The sequence below is a fragment of the Neisseria sp. CCUG17229 genome (assembly GCF_047839235.1).
GTDB lineage: Bacteria > Pseudomonadota > Gammaproteobacteria > Burkholderiales > Neisseriaceae > Neisseria > Neisseria brasiliensis.
In genome coordinates this window covers 874664-895834 of the sequence record NZ_CP181247.1, presented here as the reverse complement: position 1 = coordinate 895834, position 21171 = coordinate 874664, and the positions used below count along the sequence as shown (strand labels likewise).

The 21171-nt window shown below is 48.3% G+C and carries 22 protein-coding genes; 10 read left to right on the top strand and 12 right to left on the bottom strand.

What is annotated here, in order from left to right:
* The first annotated feature begins 7 nt into the window (after positions 1-7).
* The gene (locus tag ACM67B_RS04230; protein ID WP_416190281.1) at positions 8-934 is read left to right on the top strand and encodes a LysR family transcriptional regulator; all 927 of its coding nucleotides are present in this window, start codon (positions 8-10) and stop codon (positions 932-934) included.
* A gap of 85 nt (positions 935-1019) precedes the next feature.
* Here the strand turns inward: ACM67B_RS04230 and ACM67B_RS04225 are convergent, their stop codons facing one another.
* Together ACM67B_RS04225 and ACM67B_RS04220 are read right to left on the bottom strand one after the other, a co-directional pair.
* Positions 1020-1790, bottom strand: a complete 771-nt coding sequence (locus ACM67B_RS04225; protein WP_416190280.1) for an SDR family NAD(P)-dependent oxidoreductase — start codon at positions 1788-1790, stop codon at positions 1020-1022.
* A 34-nt stretch (positions 1791-1824) separates the two neighbouring features.
* Positions 1825-3183, bottom strand: a complete 1359-nt coding sequence (locus tag ACM67B_RS04220; RefSeq protein WP_416190279.1) for an NtaA/DmoA family FMN-dependent monooxygenase — start codon at positions 3181-3183, stop codon at positions 1825-1827.
* A 172-nt stretch (positions 3184-3355) separates the two neighbouring features.
* Between ACM67B_RS04220 and ACM67B_RS04215 the strand changes: the two genes are divergently transcribed.
* From ACM67B_RS04215 to arsB, 3 genes are all read left to right on the top strand, one after another.
* Positions 3356-3658: an ArsR/SmtB family transcription factor gene (locus tag ACM67B_RS04215; RefSeq protein ID WP_014550505.1), complete on the top strand. Its 303-nt coding sequence runs from the start codon at positions 3356-3358 to the stop codon at positions 3656-3658.
* Between the two features lie 64 nt (positions 3659-3722).
* Positions 3723-4127, top strand: coding sequence for an arsenate reductase (glutaredoxin) (gene arsC / locus ACM67B_RS04210; RefSeq protein WP_416188907.1), 405 nt, complete (start codon positions 3723-3725; stop codon positions 4125-4127).
* Between the two features lie 3 nt (positions 4128-4130).
* The gene (gene arsB / locus ACM67B_RS04205) at positions 4131-5132 is read left to right on the top strand and encodes an ACR3 family arsenite efflux transporter (protein WP_416190278.1); all 1002 of its coding nucleotides are present in this window, start codon (positions 4131-4133) and stop codon (positions 5130-5132) included.
* Between the two features lie 47 nt (positions 5133-5179).
* On the opposite strand, the gene ACM67B_RS04200 is transcribed toward arsB, so the two are convergent.
* From ACM67B_RS04200 to ACM67B_RS04190, 3 genes are all read right to left on the bottom strand, one after another.
* Complete coding sequence (locus ACM67B_RS04200; RefSeq protein ID WP_416190277.1) at positions 5180-6169, bottom strand: zinc-dependent alcohol dehydrogenase family protein; 990 nt, start codon at positions 6167-6169, stop codon at positions 5180-5182.
* 183 nt (positions 6170-6352) lie between these two features.
* Positions 6353-6793, bottom strand: a complete 441-nt coding sequence (locus ACM67B_RS04195; protein WP_416190276.1) for a nuclear transport factor 2 family protein — start codon at positions 6791-6793, stop codon at positions 6353-6355.
* A 25-nt stretch (positions 6794-6818) separates the two neighbouring features.
* Positions 6819-7868 carry an NAD(P)-dependent alcohol dehydrogenase gene (locus ACM67B_RS04190; protein WP_416190275.1) on the bottom strand — a complete coding sequence of 350 codons (1050 nt, stop codon included), beginning with the start codon at positions 7866-7868 and terminating at the stop codon, positions 6819-6821.
* Positions 7869-7975: 107 nt separating this feature from the next.
* Here ACM67B_RS04190 and ACM67B_RS04185 point away from each other — a divergent pair, with 107 nt between their 5' ends.
* Together ACM67B_RS04185 and ACM67B_RS04180 are read left to right on the top strand one after the other, a co-directional pair.
* The gene (locus ACM67B_RS04185) at positions 7976-8878 is read left to right on the top strand and encodes a LysR family transcriptional regulator (RefSeq protein WP_416190274.1); all 903 of its coding nucleotides are present in this window, start codon (positions 7976-7978) and stop codon (positions 8876-8878) included.
* 47 nt (positions 8879-8925) lie between these two features.
* Entirely contained in the window at positions 8926-9846 is a 921-nt protein-coding gene (locus tag ACM67B_RS04180) for a LysR substrate-binding domain-containing protein (RefSeq protein ID WP_416190273.1), read from the top strand.
* A 56-nt stretch (positions 9847-9902) separates the two neighbouring features.
* Here ACM67B_RS04180 and ACM67B_RS04175 read toward each other — a convergent pair whose 3' ends face one another.
* The 4 genes from ACM67B_RS04175 to ACM67B_RS04160 form a co-directional block, all read right to left on the bottom strand.
* The gene (locus tag ACM67B_RS04175; protein ID WP_416190272.1) at positions 9903-10823 is read right to left on the bottom strand and encodes a lysophospholipase; all 921 of its coding nucleotides are present in this window, start codon (positions 10821-10823) and stop codon (positions 9903-9905) included.
* Between the two features lie 207 nt (positions 10824-11030).
* Positions 11031-12158: an NADH-dependent flavin oxidoreductase gene (locus tag ACM67B_RS04170; RefSeq protein WP_416190271.1), complete on the bottom strand. Its 1128-nt coding sequence runs from the start codon at positions 12156-12158 to the stop codon at positions 11031-11033.
* 123 nt (positions 12159-12281) lie between these two features.
* Entirely contained in the window at positions 12282-12695 is a 414-nt protein-coding gene (locus ACM67B_RS04165) for a MarR family winged helix-turn-helix transcriptional regulator (RefSeq protein WP_416190270.1), read from the bottom strand.
* Between the two features lie 129 nt (positions 12696-12824).
* Positions 12825-13499: a nitroreductase gene (locus ACM67B_RS04160; protein ID WP_416190269.1), complete on the bottom strand. Its 675-nt coding sequence runs from the start codon at positions 13497-13499 to the stop codon at positions 12825-12827.
* A gap of 104 nt (positions 13500-13603) precedes the next feature.
* Here ACM67B_RS04160 and ACM67B_RS04155 point away from each other — a divergent pair, with 104 nt between their 5' ends.
* The 3 genes from ACM67B_RS04155 to ACM67B_RS04145 all read left to right on the top strand — a co-directional run bounded on the left by ACM67B_RS04155 (position 13604) and on the right by ACM67B_RS04145 (position 16254).
* The gene (locus ACM67B_RS04155; RefSeq protein ID WP_416190268.1) at positions 13604-14473 is read left to right on the top strand and encodes a LysR family transcriptional regulator; all 870 of its coding nucleotides are present in this window, start codon (positions 13604-13606) and stop codon (positions 14471-14473) included.
* 102 nt (positions 14474-14575) lie between these two features.
* Positions 14576-15238, top strand: coding sequence for an NAD(P)H-dependent oxidoreductase (locus tag ACM67B_RS04150; RefSeq protein ID WP_416190267.1), 663 nt, complete (start codon positions 14576-14578; stop codon positions 15236-15238).
* Between the two features lie 152 nt (positions 15239-15390).
* Positions 15391-16254, top strand: a complete 864-nt coding sequence (locus tag ACM67B_RS04145; RefSeq protein ID WP_416190266.1) for a pirin family protein — start codon at positions 15391-15393, stop codon at positions 16252-16254.
* A 41-nt stretch (positions 16255-16295) separates the two neighbouring features.
* Here ACM67B_RS04145 and ACM67B_RS04140 read toward each other — a convergent pair whose 3' ends face one another.
* Positions 16296-16685: a hypothetical protein gene (locus ACM67B_RS04140; RefSeq protein ID WP_416190265.1), complete on the bottom strand. Its 390-nt coding sequence runs from the start codon at positions 16683-16685 to the stop codon at positions 16296-16298.
* A 146-nt stretch (positions 16686-16831) separates the two neighbouring features.
* On the opposite strand from ACM67B_RS04140, the gene ACM67B_RS04135 reads away from it, so the two are divergent.
* The gene (locus ACM67B_RS04135; protein WP_416190264.1) at positions 16832-17269 is read left to right on the top strand and encodes a YiiD C-terminal domain-containing protein; all 438 of its coding nucleotides are present in this window, start codon (positions 16832-16834) and stop codon (positions 17267-17269) included.
* A 126-nt stretch (positions 17270-17395) separates the two neighbouring features.
* Here ACM67B_RS04135 and ACM67B_RS04130 read toward each other — a convergent pair whose 3' ends face one another.
* Positions 17396-19846, bottom strand: a complete 2451-nt coding sequence (locus ACM67B_RS04130; protein WP_416190263.1) for a heavy metal translocating P-type ATPase — start codon at positions 19844-19846, stop codon at positions 17396-17398.
* 71 nt (positions 19847-19917) lie between these two features.
* Positions 19918-21081, bottom strand: coding sequence for a GTPase HflX (hflX, locus tag ACM67B_RS04125; protein WP_416190262.1), 1164 nt, complete (start codon positions 21079-21081; stop codon positions 19918-19920).
* Between the last annotated feature and the right edge of the window lie 90 nt (positions 21082-21171).

Below are 21171 nucleotides of genomic sequence, written 5' to 3'. Positions count from 1 at the left end.
TGCACAGATGTATGCTTATACCAAGCTCAACCAACTCAACATCCGCGCATTTCGCTACTATGTTGAAGTGTGTCATCAGCAAAGTTTTTCACTCATCGCCCGCAAAGAAAATGTTTCCGCTTCCATGATTTCGCGCACCATTGCCCAACTAGAAGAAGCGCTGGGCGCATCACTGCTTTATCGCAATACCCGTTCGGTAACGCCCACGGAAGCTGGGCTGATTTTTCTTGAAACTGCCGAAAAAATTTTGGCAACGTTAGACGGCTCGGTGCAAGAATTGCATGACTATGCGCAAGAAGTACAAGGATTGGTGCGCATCAGTGCCCCGCTCAGCTTTACAAGGCACCACATCATGCCCTATTTGGCCGGATTAAAAAGCCAATACCCCAAATTGCAATTGGAATTAAACCAGTCCGACAGCTATGTCGATCCGCATAAACAAGGGGCGGATTTGATTTTCCGCATCGGCTCTTTAACCGATTCCACTTTGCATGCCCGCATTGTAAGCAAGGTTGATTATGCTTTATTCGCCGCGCCCGATTATGTACAAAAATATGGCACACCCAACAGCTTGGCGGATTTGAATGAACATGAAAGCGTGGTATTCAAAGGCCATCTCGGCGTTGAGCCTTGGTTTGTGCAGCAACACAAGCAATGGCAACGCATTACTTTACCGATTGCTTTTGCCGTTAACGACGGCGACAGCCTGCTGACTGCCGCTGAATCCGGCATCGGCATCGCCATGCTCCCCGACTGGCTGGCCAAACAATCAGTCAAACAAGGCAAACTGCTACCGATTCTGACGCAATACTCATGGTTTGCCAGACCGGAACCCATCCACATCGCGATGATTTACCCCAATGTGCAAAAACCGCCACGCAATGTGCGGGCGGTAATGGATTATTTTATTGAACAATATGAATCCAATCTTTGAATGCTGATTATCCGAATCAAACAAATAAAACATGCCGTCTGAAAAATTTCAGACGGCATGTTCTACCTCTCAATTAAAAACAAGTTTACAAAGGCTTATGAATCTTAAAGCCCCCGTCCACCAAAATCTCAGCCCCTGTGATGAATTTTACTTCATCGCTTGCCAAAAACAGCGTGGTATGTGCCACATCAAGCGGGTCGCCCATGCGTCCAAGCGGGTTGAAGCTGGCGATTTCTGCCAATTTTGCATCGCTGGAATACTGCTTTGCCATAGGGGTCAAAATCGGACCGGGCGATACGGAATTGACACGGATATTGTATTTGCCCAGACGTGAAGCCATGGCACGGGTCAAGGCATCAACCGCCCCTTTGGACGCTGAATACGAAATACCCGCAATGCCTTCGCCTGCCACGTGTACGCCTAGGGTATTGATATTGACAATCGAGCTGATGTCGTTTTTCTTCATATAAGGCACAACGGCGCAAATCCCCAAAAACGCCCCTTCGGCATTGACTTTCATCACTTTTTGCCATTCTTCCAAAGACGCATCTTCGTATTTCCAGTCTTTACCGCCAATGGCAGCGTTATTGACCAAAATATCAATTTTGCCGAATTTAGCCACAACTTCTTGGATAACTTTTGTCCAAGACCGCTCGTCTGCGATGTCGTGGACAATGCCCAACGCCACATCGCCATACTCGCCTTGAATGTCGGCAACCAAATCCTTAATCGCCTGCTCTTGCACATCGGTAATAATCACGGCCGCCCCTTCACGGGCAAACACCCGAGCGGTCGTCTCGCCCATGCCACTGGCGGCACCTGTGATAATGGCGACTTTATTGACTAATCGTTTCATATTCAATCTCCTTAACTGATTGATTATTGATAAATTATTTTCTCAACCCATACTGATACGGCACACCCAAATGCTCTCGCAACGTTGAGCCTTCATAATCAGCATGATAAATCCCCCGCTCCTGCAAAATCGGCACGACTTTTTCCACAAATTCACGCACGCCTTTTTGGCTATCGGGGGCAAGCGAAAAGCCGTCTGTCGCCCCTGCTTTAAACCACTTTTCCATAAAATCTGCCACATCGCTTGCCGTGCCGACCACCACAGGGTGATAGTTAATCACGCCATTGGCAAGGGCTTCTTTGGGCGACATACCTTGCTTGATGAGTTCTACCGCTCGTGGCGAACGTGGGTCGTGTGGGTGCGGTGTGGCTTGGTTTTGTAAGGATTTTGGCAAAGGCTCATTCAAATCAAGCCCGTGCAAATTCACGCCGATCATCGCCGACAAATAGCGGATTTGCCCATAAAATTCATCATCACTCATAAAATCAATGAGCTTCATTCGGCGAGCCAACGCTTCTTCGTAAGTATCGCCAATCGTGAACATAAATCCGCTAAACATATTGATGTCATCAGCATCTCTGCCATGCTGTATGGCACTTTGTTTTAGCACATTGCGGTAGGCTGTCGCTTCGTCAATCGTAAAGGGATTGGCATACACACCACTGGCAAAACGCCCTGCCAGCTCCACACCTTCATGGCTTGGGCCTGCCTGAAAAATCGGCGGTTGCCCTTGTGGTGTGGCAGGAATGGGCAATGCCCCTTTGACTTGATAATGCTTGCCTTTGTAATTGGCAGGCTTGATTTGGCTCATGTCGGCAAATACGCCTGTGGTTTTGTCCGTGATGTAGGCATTTTCGCCAAAACCGCCCCACAAGGTTTGCACCGCTTCCACCATTTCGTGTGCCATTTCGTAGCGGGTGCTCGTGTCGGGCAAGGGCTTGTCGCCAAAATTGTAGGCGGTCTCACGTGTGCCTGTGGTAACCGCATTCCAGCCGACACGCCCTTTGCTTAGTGTGTCCAGCGTTTTTAATTGACGAGCCAAATTATAGGGCAAATTGTAAGTCGTGGAAAAAGTCGCCACCATGCCGATTTTTTGCGTGGCGTAGGCAACAGCAGAGAGCATAACCATAGGTTCAAGCGGAAAGGCAGGCGAACGGGTAGAAATGTCCGTGCCACCGCCCGCCCCGCCAAAAGACGGGGTATCGGCAATAAAGAGCGTATGGATTTTGCCTTTTTCAGCCGTTTTTGCCATTTGGACATAAAAATCAATGTCGGTATAGGCTCGCTCGTTGCTGTCCGCCAGTCGCCACGACTGGAACTCTCCGCCATAGCCTGAAACCAGTTGCAGGGCGAGTTTGATTTGTTTATTGGAATTATCAAGATAATCAGCCATGTTATTTCTCTCTTATGGTTAGGGTATGGGGATATTATAGGTTTTTATTTTTAAAATAAGAATGGCGAAAAATGGGAAGTTGGTTTTTTGATTTGGAAAGATGGTTTCGGGCAATTAAAAAAACATTTCAATCATACTTGAAATATTGAAATTTCTTGTTATAATTACGCCTATGAATACGATACAAGCAAGCAAACTCTTTGAGAGCCTGTCTTCTCCGATAAGACTGGCGATTTTTCAACAACTTACCGCCGCAGGCAGTACTGGCATGATTGCTGGCGACTTGGCAAAACAGCTTAACCTTGCCCCGAATAATGTGTCTTTTCATCTAAAAAGCCTGTTGCATTCGGGGCTTGTGCGTGTGGTGCAGGAAGGACGGCACATGCGTTATTTTGCCGAGCTGGATTTGATGATGGCATTGACCCATTTTCTGACCCAAAACTGCTGTTCTCAAACAGGCGAATCTTGCCAGTGATTTTCAGGCAGCCTGAAAAATTATTGCCAAATATTTCTATATTTCTTGAAAGATTGGAGTAACTATGAACATCACCATTTATCACAACCCAAACTGCGGTACTTCACGCAATGTGCTGGCACTCATCCGCCACGCTGGTATTGAGCCACACATGATTGAATATTTGAAAAATCCGCCTGATGAAGCGACTTTGCGTAATTTAATCAAACGCATGGGCATCACGCCCCGCCAGTTACTTAGGACGAATGTAGTGCCGTATGAAACGCTTGGTTTGCAAAACGAAAAGTTAAGCGATGACGAACTCATCACCGCCATGCTTCGTGAACCGATTTTAATCAATCGTCCGATTGTGGTGAGCGAAAAAGGCGTGAAATTATGCCGTCCGTCCGAAACAGTTTTGGCATTTTTACCGCCTTTTGCGACCCCGTTTGTCAAAGAAGACGGCGAAATTATTAATCATAAGGAGTAAATCATGGGGTTGTTTGAACGTTTTTTAAGCCTTTGGGTGGCGTTGGCGATTGTGCTGGGCGTGATTTTGGGTGTTTGGTTTCCCAATGTATTTCAATGGGTTGCATCTTTGGAAGTGGCTCATGTGAATTTGCCTGTGGCGATACTGATTTGGCTGATGATTTATCCGATGATGATTCAGATTGATTGGTCGGCAATCAAAGACGTGGGCAAAAAACCAAAGGGCTTATTTTTAACCTTATTTATCAACTGGTTGGTCAAGCCGTTTACGATGGCGGTGTTCGGCTGGTTATTTTTTCGGGTGTTTTTTGCAGGTTGGGTGGACGCACAGTCGGCACAAGAATACATTGCCGGCATGATTTTGCTGGGTGTGGCACCGTGTACGGCAATGGTGTTTGTGTGGTCGCAACTGGTCAAAGGCGACCCCAATTACACTTTGGTGCAGGTTTCGGTCAATGATTTGATTATGATTGTGGCGTATGCTCCGATTGCAGGCGTATTGCTCGGCGTAAGCGACATAGAAATTCCGTGGAACACCTTGATTTTAAGCACGGTTTTGTATGTGCTGCTGCCCTTGCTGGCAGGCTGGCTTACCCGCTCTTATTTACAAAAATCGGGTAAATCGGTGGCACAATTTTCAGGCAACCTAAAACCCTTTTCCGTGATGGGCTTGATTTTGACGGTGGTGTTGCTGTTCGCCTTTCAAGCCCAAACCATTATTGCCAACCCTTTGATTATTTTGCTGATTGCCATTCCCCTGCTGGCACAGACTTACGGCATTTTTGCCTTGGCTCACGTTTTGGCAAAATGGCTCAAATTACCACACGAAATTTCCGCCCCTGCGTGCTTGATTGGCACGAGTAATTTTTTTGAATTGGCGGTGGCGGTGGCAATTTCTTTGTTCGGTTTGCATTCTGGGGCGGCATTGGCAACGGTGGTCGGTGTGTTGGTGGAAGTACCTGTGATGCTCTCGCTGGTGTGGTGGCTTAATCGGCAGGCAAAATAACGATATGCCGTCTGAAAGTTTCAGACGGCATATTTACCTTAAAACAATCAAACCTTCACCACAATCTTCCCAATCTGCTGATTGCTTGCCATATATTCGTGGGCTTTAACCATCTCGTCAAAGGCAAAGATTTTGTCAATTTCAGGGCGTAATTGACCGTTTGCCAAGCCGTCATAGACAAATTGTTTCGCCATTGCCAATTTTTCAGGTACGGTGGTAATTTCAAAGAGTTCATAACCTCGCACGGTCAAATGTTTGCCCAAAATCGGAAAGACTGGTACGGCAATATCATCGTGGCTTAACGCCCCATAAATGATATAGCGACCGTCTTGTGCCATGGCGTTGATGATTTTGGCGGCTTCTTGTCCGCCCACAGGGTCAAACACCACATTCACGCCTTTGCCGTTTGTGATTTTAAGAAGTTTGGCGGTTACATCGTCTTCGGTTGTGGCAATCACAAAATCCGCTCCTTTTTCCAAAAGCACATCGCCTTTGGCGTGGGTGCGAGATAAGGCAATCACGGTTGCCCCTTGCATTTTGGCGATTTGGATACTGGCTAAACCAACCGAACTGGTTGCACCGCCCAGCACCACCACATCGCCTTTTTGTATTTTGCCAAACTCAATCAGTCCGCCATAAGCGGTAACAAACGCCATCCAACTGGCGGACGCTTGTTCCATTGTCAGATTGTCAGGGTGCTTGACGACTGCGTGTTTGGGCATATTAACAATCTCGCCGTAAGTGCCGTATTCGGTGAACATAAAGGACGGAATAATGCTGACCTTATCGCCAATGGCAACTTCGTTCACACCCTCGCCAATAGCCACAACCACGCCTGCCCCTTCATAACCCAAAGTCGCAGGGAATACAGGGTCAATCACATACGCCCCTTCTCGGTACATCATTTCGGCACGGTTTAAGCCTATGGCTTGGATTTGGATTTGCACTTCATTTTCTTTTGGTGCAGGAACTGCCACATCAACGATTTGCAAGACATCAGGCGAACCTGTTTTTGTAAATTGGATTTGTTTGCTCATTTGAAACGCTCTCTTTAATTAAAAACAATGCGCGCATCTTAAAGCAATCTTTTCTCCGTAAAAACAATATCAATGACAAAGCTCTTTTGCTTAAATTGCACGAATTAATCTTTCAGACGGCCTGAAACCATTTTGCAAAACAGGCAAGAAAAAACACCGCTTGCAAACGGTGTTTATCACTATTTAGCCAATTACTCGGGTTTCGCTAATCATAAAATCGGCAATACGTTCTTTAATCAGCCAGCGACCGTTTTGTTTGGTATAGGTGTCGTTGTAGCGCACGCTGTGTTCTAGCAGGGTTTGTTTACCCTGTTTTTCTTCCACCAGTTTCACCAAACAATAATTGATTGCCGTGGCGTTGTTTTCATCTTGGAAGGTAACGGTGTGCTGACCGTTCAAATGATAAACGCTGTGAAAAGGTGCAAGATATTCGGCAAACACTTTTTCTATTTCGGTACGCCCTGCCATCTCAAACACCAGCTTGCCACCGATATAGGTATGCACAACGGCATCGGGTGTGAATAAAGGCATTTGCTCGGCGACTTTTTTCTCGTCCGCCAGATTGGAAAAGGTGTCGACTAAGTCTTTGAGTGCCAAGCGGTCGGTGATTTGTTGTGCGTTCATTGTTATTCTCCAAAATAATCAAAAATTAAAAGCTTGCCATATCAATCACAAAGCGGTATTTCACGTCGGATTTTTCCATTCGCTCATAAGCGTGGTTAATCTCCGCCATTTTTATCATTTCTACATCAGACACAATGTTGTGCGCCCCGCAAAAATCCAAAAGCTCTTGGGTTTCTTTAATGCCGCCGATGACCGAACCGGCAATGGAGCGGCGGCCAAGTAACAAAGGCGTGGTCTGCATTTTTTCTGCAATTTCGCCTACCAACCCCACCAATACCAAAGTCCCGTTTAATGTCAGTGTGTGCAAATAGGGATTGACATCATGTTCATACGGTACGGTATCAATAATCACATCTAATTGATTGGTAACGCTTTGCATTTGGGTTTCATCGCTTGAAATAATCACCCGGTCTGCACCCAAACGGCGGGCATCGTCGAATTTATTGACACTGCGTGAAAACAGGATAACTTCCGCGCCTAAGGCTTTTGCCAGTTTGATTGCCATATGCCCCAGTCCTCCCAAACCAATCACGCCGACTTTTGAACCTTGACCGACATTCCAGTGTTTAAGGGGCGACCAAACGGTAATACCGGCACACAAAATAGGGGCAACGGCTTTGGTGTCTAAATTTTCAGGGATTTTTAATAAAAAATCCTGATTGACTGTGTAGCTCTTTGAATAACCGCCATAAGTCATCATTCCGTCAACAGGATCAAGGCTGCCATAAGTAAGCGTATGCCCTTTTTCACAATAATTTTCTTCACCGTGCAAGCAAGGCGGGCATTCACGGCAACTGTCCACCATACAGCCGATACCGACCAAATCGCCTACTTTGAAATTTTTGACTTTCCCTCCGATTTCAGTAACCCGTCCGATAATTTCGTGCCCCGGCACAATCGGGTAACTTGACCAGCCCCAATCATTCCTGACCGAATGTAAATCGGAATGACATACCCCGCAATAATGAATATCCAGTTTCACATCGGTATCACGCAAATCATGACGTTCAATGGTGTGTGGTACAAGCGGCGTATTTGCCGACAAGGCGGCATAACTTTTAACGGTCTGCGGCATTTCAGAACTCCTTACAGATTAAAAATATTGAATGAGTACATCTTAAGCCCATAAATTGTTAAAATATATACCGATTACACAAACAAACTGTTTAGAGGATTGAAACAATGACCCGCTTCGACGACCTCCATCTATTCATCACCATCGTTCAGGCAGGCAGTTTTACCAAGGCGGGCGAACAATTGGGCGTATCCAAATCCGCCCTGTCGCAAAGCATCGCCAACTTGGAAAACCGCCTGAATATCCGCCTGCTCAACCGCACCACAAGAAGCGTCTCGCCCACACCCGAGGGGCTGACGCTGTATAACGACATCGCCGCGCATTTTTCGGCAATTGGAGAAGGCTTGGCAAAATTAACGGAAAATCAGGAAAATATCGCAGGCACGGTACGTATTAACGCCAGTGAAATGGCGATAGAAACCGTCATTCTGCCGAAACTGGCCGCCCTTTTGACCGTGCATCCGCTGATTTCGCTGGAGCTGCACGGCGACAATAACTTCGTGGATATTGTCTCGGCGGGCTTTGATATGGGCGTACGCTTGGGCGGCGCAGTGGCGGACGGTATGGTGGCGGTCAAAATCTCGCCGCCGCTGACTATGGCAATCGTTGCCACGCCGCAATACTTACACGGCAAAAATCTGCCAAAAACCATTGCCGAGCTGGATAATCACCGGCTTATCAATGTGCGCTTTGCCCCCGACAGACCGCCGATTGCGTGGGATTTTTTGGTGAACGGCGAGCAGGTGGAATACACGCCCAAAGCGCAAATCATCGCTAACACCAACCCTTTGCAAGCGGCCAGAAATCATCTGGGTATCGCTTTTGTCGGCTTGAAACAGGTAGAACAGGACTTGCAATCGGGCAAATTGGTGGAACTGCTTGGCGGTTATCGTATGACTTATGAGCCGTTTTACGCTTACTATCCCAGCCGCAAACACCATTCACGGGCGTTTGAGCTGGTGCTGGAAGCGTTAAGGAGTAATTATTTCAATAATCTTTCTATAAATTAAATCACCATTTGCTAAAATACCGCAAAACCATTGCCAAAACCGCACAAATGAACCCTAAAAACACCAGCTTTCACGCCCTAGAAATCTTTTTGGCCGTTGCCAAAGAGAAAAACTTTTCCGAAGTCGCCCGCCGTTATGACATGGCAAGTTCGGTGATTTCCCGCCAAATCAAACAATTGGAGGACGATTTCGGGCAAACGCTGTTTTATCGCAATACCCGCTCCATGATGCTTACCCAAGCTGGCGAGCGGTTTTGTGGCTACGCTCAAACCATACTGCACCAATTTGACCGTCTGCACCATGATATGTACCAAACCGACAGTGAGCCAACAGGCATTGTCCGCATTAACGCCCCTGTATTTTTCGGGCAAAAACACCTAACGCTCCATTTGCCAGAACTACAAACTCGCTACCCCAAACTCAATATTCATCTGACCCAAACCGATGATTTTATTGACCCATACAGCCAAACGGCAGATTTGATTGTGCGTGTGGCAAGCCTTGCCGACAGCAATTTAAAGATGAAAATCATCGCTCGCCAGCGACATTTTCTTTTGGCGTCGCCCAACTTTTTGGATAAATTTGGCACACCTAAAAGCATGGACGATTTGCCCCATTATCAAGGCTTGTTTTATCGTGGACAGCTTGGGGTTTTGCATTGGCGGTTTGGCAAGGCAGGGCAAATCATTGATGGACAGCCTTATTTTGTTAGCAACAACGCCACGAGTTTGATAGAAATGGCGGTCAATGGCTTGGGGATTGTGATGATGCCCGATTGGGCAGTGGCGGACGAAATCCGCTCGGGCAAACTTATTCCCATTTTGGCGGATACACCCATTTCCAGCGATTTGCAAGACATCTACATCGCCCTACTCACGCCACAAAGTACCTACCGCCCACACAATGTACAGACGGTTATGGATTTTTTAGTAGAAAAATGGAATCAGGGGGAAGATTGGCGGGTTTAATTTTTATAACAAAAACACCGCTTATCCCACGATAAACGGTGTTTTTATCTCAAAAATTATTTCACACGCTCGCCAATCCATTCTGCCACGTCATCATTGATTTTTTGCCCGCCTTTTTCAAGCATCAGCAAATGCCCAAAATTAGGATACAGCACCAAACTTTTGTCATTTGATCTGGTTTCATTATAAAAATCAATGGCATCTTGTGGTAAAACGAACACATCTTTATTACCGCTAATCAGCATCACTGGAGCGGTAAATTGGCGGGCGTTGTCTTTTAGGTATTCAAGCCCTTCTTTAAAGCTGTTGGGGAAAGAGACCGAAAATTTTTCTAACATCAATGGGTCATTATCAAGCGACAAGCCAGCACCTTCAAAAGGGATATTGAGCGTGGTTAAAGAAACCGAACCATCGACAAAGCTGTTTTTGGGCTCAGGGCGTGGCAGGTAGCCAAAATTCATCTGATGATAACGAAGCACGCCTGCCGCCAAAATAAAGCCGTTCACGTCATTGGGGTATTTGGTGCCGTAGAGTGCCGAAATGTGTCCGCCCATGCTGTGGCCCAGTACAAAAATAGGCGTGTTTGGGTATTCTGCCTTGGCCTTTTTCACGACCAGACGTAAATCTTCCACCATTTCAAAATAGCTGTTGATGTGAATGCTGTCTCGACCGTCTGATTTGCCGTGCCCACGGTGATCAAAGCGGTATACGCCAATGCCGTCTGCATTCATTGTTTTGGCAAAATCGCCAAACACGCCCGAATGGCTCGCCAAACCGTGCGAAATCACGACAATGGCTTTGGGTTTGGCGTGTGGAATGTCTTTTTGCAAGTGCAATTTTAAGCCGTCTTGGGTTTTGATTTTTTGAATGTTTTGCGTGGCAACCCATTGTTGCACAGCGCTATCGGGCGCGTTTTGCGCCAAAGCCAAAGAATTTGCTGAAAATGCCAATGCTAAAGCTAAAAAAGCCGGTTTCATGATGTGTTTCATTGCATGCCCTTTTGGAAATGATGGAATAGGCTTTCAGTATAGGATTTTCAAATCTTTAGATAAATAGCGATTTTTGAAAACAATATTTTCATTTTTAAAAGGATTATTTTACGGCTGCTTAATCAAAAGGCCGTCTGAAAACCTGTTACAGCTTTCAGACGGCCTATCATTTAACCATTGAATTCAAAAATCTATTTATAAATCAACCGGTTGCCAATCCTGTCCTTGAACAGGCGGCAGCCACTGGCCGCCTTGCTGGCAGAAGCCCCACAGCATATCCGGAATGCCATAATGGTCGTCTTTTTGCGGGTCAAGCGTGCTGACAATCTGATCATCTTGGCCGTTTTTCAGCAGCGTGCCAATATTTGGATTAATCATCACGGCTTTACCCAATGCGATAAATTCTGCAAAACCTGTGGCATAAGCTTCACGGATTTGTTGGCCGCTGAGCAAGTTGCCCACACCGATTAAAGGCAAGCGGCCGGCGATTTGGCGGTGAACCAGTTCCATGCGGGTCAGATTGGTGTCTGCGCCACGGCGGGCTTTTTTGCTGAATTCCCACAGTGAAATATGCAGATATTGCAAGGGTTTGTCGCACAATGCATCAATCAGGGCGAAGGTATCGGCCATGGTCAAGCCGTGTTCGCCCGGCTCTTCCGGTGAAAAACGGTAGCCGATGATGAAGTCGGGCTTTTGGTGTTTTTTACGCACATTTACAACGGCATCCACCACCGCCAATGGGAATTTCAAACGTTTTTCAAGGCTGCCGCCCCAAGCATCGTCGCGTTTATTGAATTCGCCCGAGAAAAACTGCTGAATCAAATAGCCGTTGGCACCATGAATTTCCACGCCGTCAAATCCGGCCAAAATAGCCAATTCGGCGGCATTGGCAAACGCTTGAATCAGCGACAAAACTTCTTCTTCCGTCGCCGCTTTGGCACCGCTTGGCTCATGGTCGGACGGTGCAATCAATGCTTGGCCGTCGAGCAAGTCTTTGACGGCTTCTTTGCCGCCGTGATGAATTTGCAAAATCGCTTTGGCTCCTTGATTTTGCAAGGTTTGGGCAAGCTGTTTCAAACCTGCCAGATGATGTTCATCGATGGCTTCTGGCTGGCCGGCAAATGCTTTGCCGTTTTTCGCCACCAAGGTTGCGGCGGTGATAAACATGCCGATGTCACCGGCGCGGTTGCCGACAAATCGCTCTTCCTGCTCGCCCAATGTGCCGTCAGGATTGGATGCAAAATGCGTCATCGGCGCGACTACTAATCGGTTTTTGATGGTTACGCCGTTGTTTAAGGGGTAAGGGGTGAATAAATCAGTCATAAATACCTCTGTGCTACGTTGATTAAGTGCCAATTTAATAATTTTGTAAAATTATATTTTTTACAATTTAATAAGAAAACCAAAATCATGGTTTGCCATGATTCAGATGGTTGATTTCGATGATTACACAGATTGCGCCACAATTTTGCGCAACAATGCGATTTCGTCAGCCGATAAATTCAGGCATGTGCCCATTTTTCCGGGAATCTCTACCGCTTGGTGCTCCAAGGCTCTGCCGCTGTTGGTCAGTCGGATGATGACGCTGCGTTCGTCTTCAATGCTGCGCGTGCGCTCGACCAATTCTTTGGCTTGCAAACGTTTGAGCAGTGGCGTGAGTGTACCGCTGTCGAGATGCAGCTTTTCGCCCAACTCGCCCACGCTTTGTTCGCCATGTTCCCACAACACCAGCATGACCAAATATTGCGGATAGGTCAAATCCAACGCTTGCAGAAAAGGCGTATAGCGGCGGGTGATTTCTTTGGATAAAGCATAAAGCGGAAAACACAATTGGTTTGAAAGCTTGAGTTGCTCGTACATGGCAGTTATCTAGATGAAATAAAGACAATTCTATCACATCATTATATTGTTCAAAATTTAATTTTCTAAAGATAACCATAGCGACCATGATAAAGGCCGTCTGAATGTTTCAGACGGCCTACCTAACGCTTACCAATGCAATACTGCGCTCTCTTCAATCAGCACGCGGCCTAAATGGGTTTTGTTTTGTTGCGCTTCCCAATCCGGATAACCGAAGGCAATGCCGTGCAGCAATTTATATTCATCAGATACGCCCAATTCACGGCGGATATCATCGGCAAACAAACCTAAAAACAACATCGGAATGCCGCCAAAGCTACGCGCGGTCAGCGACAGTAAAAAGGTTTGCGAATACATGCCCATGTCGGCAGCGATGTTGACATCATGATTATCCACGCTCGGCATAAACAAAAACGCCATGTGCGCCGCGCCGTAGCCAGTGATGTTTTGCTCGATCACCGGCTGGCGGCCGGCTTTGTCTTCACGCGGCACACCGAAGCTGGTCGTGAACACGTGCGCATATTGATTACGCCAGCGTGGTTCATAAATGCCGGTAAATTTGCTTTGGTCAAACTCAAAATCCGGGCTGAATTTGCCCTCGCGGAATCGCTCGCCGATGATTTTGTGCAAGCGCTGCAAGGTTTCGCCCGAAGCAATATGCACCAACCAAGGCTGGGTATTGCAGGCAGACGGCGCATTTTGCGCATCAGCAAGAATCTGTTTGATTTCCGCTTCGGTCATCTCGGTCGGCAGAAATTTACGGATAGACTGGCGGGTTTTGACGGTGGTTTCAAAATCTAACATGGCGCTCTCTTCATTGAACAATAGAATGGCGTTTAGTTTATTTTGTTGAAAACAAAATAAGAAGCCACTAAAATGGAAATCCATCTTCCATAAACGGAAACTTTATGAACCTCAATGCCCTACGCTTATTCGTTGCCGTTGTGCAAGACGGCAGCTTGTCGAAAACCTCAGAAAAATTAGGCGTACCAATTGCCACCATCAGCCGCCAAATCAGCGAGCTGGAAAAATCGCTGAATATCCAATTGTTTGACCGCTTCAAATCAGGCGTGAAGCCGACCATGGCGGGGCAACGGCTGTATGAGCAGGTGTATGTCAGCATGGATAATCTGGTTAACGCCGAGCAAGTCTTGTTTGCCGAACAAGGCCGTCTGAAAGGCTTATTACGCATTTCCGCTCCACCCGATTGCACGCCGGTGCTGGCTTGGATTGCGGCATTTCAGGCGCAGTTTCCGTTGATTCAAGTACATTGCACCATGACCGACCGCGTGCTGGATATGACGGCAGACGGCATTGACGTGGCTTTCCGCATGGGCGAATTGCACGGCGACAATTTTATTGCCAAAAAAGTATTGTCAGTCGGCGCGAAATGGGTGGCGCACCCAGATTTATTGACCAAATTCGGTACCCCGCAAAATTTGACTGAATTAGCCGCTTTACCCGTGGCCGGTTGGGCGCGCAATGGCGAAAACACGCTTAAAGTGATGGTGGGCAAGCAAGCGCATTTTGTGCCTTATGTGTTTGCCTGCAATGAAAGCTCAGCCTTGGAATATATGGCCATCGTGGGCAAAGCGGTGTGCCAATTGGCAGATTATTCGGCCAATCGGTTGATCGCGCAGCATGGTTTGGTGGAAGTTTTGGCTGATGTGGATTTCCCGCGCTACGATATTTCGATGATTTACGTGGCACACCGCTATCCTTCCAGCATTGTGCGGGCGTTTGTAGAATTTGTCGGACAGCAGCTTGAGGCCATCTGAACTTTACACAACAATCTTGTTGAGATGCTTTTTCAGACGGCCTAGATAGGTCTATAATATGAAAACAATTTTCTCAACTTCCAAACCCGTAAAGGAATCAATATGTTTGGTATCACTAAAGAACAAGTATTGGACGCTTTCACCTTCCGTTCGGCCTGTTGCTACTACGATCCCGAGCGCAAAATCAGCGATGAAGATTTTAATTATCTGTTGGAGCTTACTCGTTTGTCGCCAAGCTCGGTCGGCTCTGAACCGTGGAAATTTCTGGTGATTCAAAGCCCCGAATTGCGCGAAAAACTCAAGCCCTTCAGCTGGGGCATGGCGCGACAATTGGATGCGTGCAGTCATTTGGTGGTGTATTTGGCCAAGAAAAACGCCACTTATGATTCCGATTTCCTGCGCGCCGGTCTGGAAAAACGCGGCCTGACCGATGAGCAAATGGCCAAAAGCGTGGCGATTTATGAAAATTTCCAAAAACACGACATTGAAATCTACGGCAGCGAACGCGCCCTGTTTGACTGGACCGGCAAACAAACCTACATCGCCTTGGCCAATATGATGACCGGCGCGGCCTTAATCGGCATTGACTCTTGTCCGGTAGAAGGCTTGGATTATAAGGAAGTCAACCGTATCTTGGTTGAAGAAGGCCTGTTTGATCCCGAAGAATGGGGCGTTTCCGTGGCGTGTACTTTCGGCTACCGAGCCAAAGAAATCACCCACAAATTCCGCCGTCCGCTCGATGAATTGGTAACTTGGGTGAAATAATCTAAATATTTATTTAAGGCCGTCTGAAAACAATTGGTTTCAGACGGCCTTTTGTTTCTTTTAAAGAAAGCAATCGTTTCGTATAACCGGATTGTTTTCTTTAAAATAGCCCTTATAATCACTTTATCATTTAAATAAAACCAAGGAACACCATGCGCACCATTCGACAAATCTACCAAGCGCCGCCGAAACATTGGGTGGGCGATGGTTTTCACGTGTCGCCGCTGTTTTCCCACATGGATGAAGTCAGCAAACAGACCAGCCCGTTTCTGATGCTCGATTACGGCGTACCCACTGAATTTGCCCCCAATTTCGGCGCACCACGCGGCGTGGGCAGCCATCCGCATGCCGGTTTTGAAACCGTCACCGTCGCGCTGCAAGGTGAAGTAGCACACCGCGACAGCTCGGGCGGCGGCGGCATTATCCGCGAAGGCGATGTGCAATGGATGACTGCCGGCCGTGGTATTGTGCACGAAGAATTTCACAGCAAAGATTTCAGCGAACGCGGCGGTGTGCTGGAAGAATTGCAATTTTGGGTCAACCTGCCGCGCGAATTTAAAGAAGTTGCCCCCGAATACCAAGCCTTGCCTAAAGAAAAAATTCCAGTAGTACCCCAAGACGATGCCAAAGTGAACGTGATTGCGGGCGAACTCAACGGCGTGAAAGGCGCTGCGCGTACGTTTAGCGAAATCAATTTATGGACGATGGATCTGCCCGCCCAAGGCCACGCCGAATTTGACTTACCCGCCAATCACAACGTGATGCTGGTAAGCCTACGCGGCAATGTGTCGGTGAATGGACGCACGGTCAAACCAACCGAATTGGTGACGTTTGAAATCGAAAGCGGCAAAATTGGTTTACAGGCACAAGACGAAAATGTGAAGCTGGCCTTATTCGGTGGCGTGCCGATTGATGAGCCGGTGGTCGGCTACGGCCCATTTGTGATGAACACGCGTGAAGAAATCTTAGAAAAAATCCGCGCGTTTAAAGCCGGTGAATTTGGTTTGCTTGATTAGTCAACAAGGCCGTCTGAACGATTCAGACGGCCTTGAAAATATTAGGCTTTACGATAGCGCCACACCAAGCCGAATCCAACCACGGTTTTCAACAGCAGCCACGCAAACGCCAACGAAAGATTGCTGAACGATTCGGTAAAATCCGTCGGCAGATAACGGCTCCAGTGCGGGTGTGAATCAATAATACTAAAACCGATAACCGTTGCCCACATCACCAAAGACGACAGCAACAGCGTCATACCCAACACATAATAACGCCGTGCTTTCATCGCCAACACACCCAAAGCAATCAACACCAGCGCAGACAAAGCCAAAATGCCGAACAGCATGCCGCGGATTTCTGCCAAAATATCAAAAAACAGCAACATATCCAAAAGCGTCAATACCCACCCGCCAATGACCAGCAAACACACGCCGAAAAAAGTCCGCATTATTTGACTCCGAAGCTTGTTTTATTTTATGTCCGCCGTCATTTGAAATATCATCACATTCCGTTATCAGGCGACCTATTCAAAGATTGAATCTTTCAATCTAATTAATCATGAAATTCTATACCAAACCGTAAGGCAATCCAATCATGACAGCACAATTATTACAAGCATTTTTGCACACCCACATCCCCGCCACCGCCGCGCTTCAGATTCAAGTGCAGGAAGCCGACCGCGAACATATTGTTCTCACCATGCCTCACGCCCCCAACCGCAACCACAAAAACACCGCATTCGGCGGCTCCATCGCCCTAGGCGCCACTACCTGCGGCTGGGCTTTGGTACACAGCCATCTGCCGGAAGCGGCCGGCAATATCGTGATTCAACAAGGCGAAACCCAATACCTGCGCCCTGCGCTCGGTGATTTAACCATCCAAACCCGCCCCGTTGCCGCCGAAAGCTGGCAGCAGATGAATGATATATTTGCCAAGCGTGGGAAAGGCAAAGTGGTATTGGAAATTGACGTGTTTTCAGAAGGCGAGCTGGCAGCAACTTTTACAGGGAAATTTGTCGCTTTAAAAGATTAAACATCAAGCTGGTCAATATTCTCTCAATCTATAAAATGATATTGACATAACATAAAGCAATAATCTATTCAAGAGGAAACCACACTCGAATATCCAACGATTTTTCCTTCGACAAACCGGTACAAGCTACTTGCGCTTCAGCAATCTCAACGCGTTCCCCAACACCAGCAGCGAACTCAAACTCATGCCCAGCGCGGCAATCCATGGTTTGACATAGCCCAACACCGCCAGCGGCACGGCAATCAGGTTGTAAGCGGTTGCCCAAGTCAGGTTTTGCTGAATGATTTGGCGTGTTCGGCGGGCTTGGTCAAGCATCTGCGGTATGATGCGCATATCGTCGTTGAGCAACAACACATCGGCGCCATCACGCGCCACATCGGCACCACCGGCCACCGCCACAGACACATCAGCCTGCGCCAACACAGGCGCATCGTTGATGCCGTCGCCCACCATCAACACTTTGCGGCCTTGTTTTTGCAACGATTCCATATAATTCAATTTATCTTCCGGCGTGGCTTCGGCGTGATGTGCATCAAGCGCCAAGGTTTGGGCAACATGGGCAACGGCGGCTTCTCTGTCGCCACTCAATAAGTGCAGGCGGATGCCTTTGGCTTTCAAATCGGCCAACATTTCCGCCGCACCGGCTTTGATTTCGTCTTCCAATAAAAAGGCCGTCTGAAAGCCGCTTTGGTTGCCGAGAAACACCATGCTGCCGTTGTGGGCAATGTGGGTGGCTTCAGGCAATGCACCGGCAATTTCGGCGACAAACTCTGCCCGCCCCAATGCCCAGATTTGCGTTTGTCCGCCAAAGGTGATTTGCGCGCTGACACCGTGGCCGACGCGGTTTACCCGCTGGCCGACAATCAGGCCGTCTGAAAAGGTTTTATCGGACGTGTGATTCAAGATGGCGCGCGCAATCGGATGCTCGGATTGCTGCTCCAAAGCTTGTGCAATGGCTAAGCCTTCTTCATTGTTCAGACGGCCTAAGGCGATGATGCGGCTGACGGATAATTCACCGCGCGTGAGTGTGCCAGTTTTATCAAACACCACATCATCAATCTGCCCCAAGGCTTCCAGCGCGTTTTTGCCACCAATCAACACGCCGTCTTTGGCGAGCGCGCCGGTGGAAGCGGCCAGCGCGGTCGGTGTGGCCAGCGATAAGGCGCACGGACAGGTAATCACCAACAGCGCCACGGTAATCCACAAGGCAGTTTGGGCATCGGCGTATACAGTCCAGCCGATAAACACCGGCACCGCCAAAATCAATTCGGCAGCAACAAAATTAGACGCATATTTTTCAGCCAACTCGGCCACACGCGGCTTTTGAGCCAACGCGCGGTCGAGCAGTTTCACAATATGTGACAAACGCGTTTCGCTGCCGACGGTATCAGTGCGGATAATCAGCGGGCTGGCGGCATTGAGTGTGCCGGCAATTACTTTGTCGTCAATGCGCTTGACCACGGGCAGGCTCTCGCCGGTGAGCATGGCTTCGTTGACTTCGCTCTCGCCCGATAAGACCGTGCCGTCAACCGGAATCACTTCGCCCGGTTTCACCACAATCATTTCGCCGCGCTGCAATTTGGCGACCACGGCTTCTTCGGTTTCATCGCTATTCGGATAATCTTTCAGGCGGTGACAAAACGCAGGCACAAGCTTCACCAAACGTTCGGCCGCATCACCGGCTTTGCGTCGCGCGATTTGTTCCATAAAACGGCCGCCGAGCAGAAAAAACATCAACATGGCAATCGATTCGAAATACATGCCTTCGCTGGTGTTTTGCACCATGCTGTAAATACCGGCGGCAAACGTCATCAATACCGCAATCGCAATCGGCGTATCCATACCGGCGCGGCGGTTTTTGAAATCACGCAGCGCACCTTTGTAAAACGGCACGGCGCAATAAAACACCACCGGCAACACCATCAAAAAGCCGCCCCAGTGGAGAATTTGCAGATAAAGTGGTTCGATGTCGTTGCCGTAAAGGTAAGTTGGTAAGGCAAACATCATGGTTTGCATGGCGCACATACCTGCCACCGCCAAGCGCACGATAAATTGTTTGCGCTCTTTGTTGGCCGACTCTTCCACTTTCTGCGCATCATAAGGCGATGCGGTATAACCGGTTGACTGCACACGCAATAAAATATCCGAAAGCGCGACTTGGCCGTTATTCCACGAGACGCGCGCGCGGTGGGTACTGTAATTCAAATCCACACGCTTCACCCCGGGCAGGCGCAACAATTGCTGCTCAATCAACCACACACAAGCCGCGCAAGTAATGCCGCCAAGCATCAACACCGCTTCGCGCTCGTCGCCCTCGCCCACTTCGACAAATTCGGCCTGCACCTCGGGCAGATCATAGAGCTTCAGTTGCGACAAAATATCCTGCTCGGGCAAAGCGGCTTTTTCCGCATCGGCGGTGCGCTGTTTGTAATAGTTGCCCAGGCCGGCATCAATGATGCTTTGTGCCACCGCCTGACAACCCATACAGCATGTTTCGCGCTCTTCATTTTCATAAATTATGGGTAAATGGATATGCTCAGGAATTTCAAGTCCGCAGTGAAAACAACTTTTTTTCATAACAATAACCGTCAATATTCAATTATTCTTTTGTCGTTGGCAACGAAGAGGAATGATGGCATAAAACCATTTCAGACGGCCTTATCCACCAGCGCATATTCAATCATCGCTTCGCGCAAAACTTCCAAGCCCAAACTTTTCTCCACCGAAATATTCACCGCCACCGCTTTGCCGCGATGGTCGCGCAATACACCGGCTTCACGCTCACCTTCGGGCAGCAAATCGATTTTGTTATACACCACCAATTGCGGCACTTCATGCGCCTTGATTTCATGCAATACTTCGTTCACGTCATCGATTTGGCGTTGAAAATCCGGATTCGATGCGTCCACCACATGCAGCAACACATCCGCCAGCGCAGTCTCTTCCAATGTAGCCGAAAAAGCCGACACCAATTTATGCGGTAAATCGCGCACAAAGCCCACCGTATCTGTGAGAATCACACTGGCTTCATGCGATAAAAACAAGCGGCGCGCAGTGGTGTCGAGCGTGGCGAATAATTGGTCTTTCGCCAACACATCAGCTTTGGTTAAGCGGTTGAACAAGCTGGATTTTCCGGCATTGGTGTAGCCGACAATGGCAAAGGTTTTCAGACAGCCTGATTCACGCGATTTGCGGCGTGTGGCGCGCTGCTTGCGCACGCTTTGCAATTGTTTTTTCAGCGCAGTGATTTTTTGGTTAATCAAGCGGCGGTCGGTTTCCAATTGCGTTTCGCCCGGGCCTTTCAAGCCAATGCCGCCTTTTTGGCTCTGCATATGACCGTAGCCGCGCACCAAGCGGCCGCTCAAATGCGACAACTGCGCCAATTCCACCTGCAATTTACCCTCTTGCGATTGCGCGCGCTTGGCAAAAATCGCCAAAATCAAGCCCACGCGGTCGAGCACGCGGCATTGCAATTCTTTTTCCAAATTGCGCTCTTGTGTTGGCGTCAGCTCGTGGTTAAACACCACCAAATCGACATCATACTGCTTCACCACTGCGGCCAGCTCATCGGTTTTACCCGTGCCGACAAACAACGCCGTATGCGCTTTATCGCGCTTGGCGGTTTCTATCTGTACCAAATCGCCACCGGCTGCCCGCACCAAATCGGCCGCTTCTTCCAAGGCCGTCTGAAAAGACTGCTCGCGCAATTCATTGGCACCGGAATAATCTGCACTCAACATCACTCCGACCAACATCACGCGCTCGGGTTTTTCCAAAGATTTATCAACGGGGAACAAACGGGCTTTACTCAAGAGATTTCCTTTTTCAGACGGCCTGAATTAAAACGCCTATTCTACGTCAAACACGCCAAACGTGCGCTTGTTTCATACATAAAAAAAGGT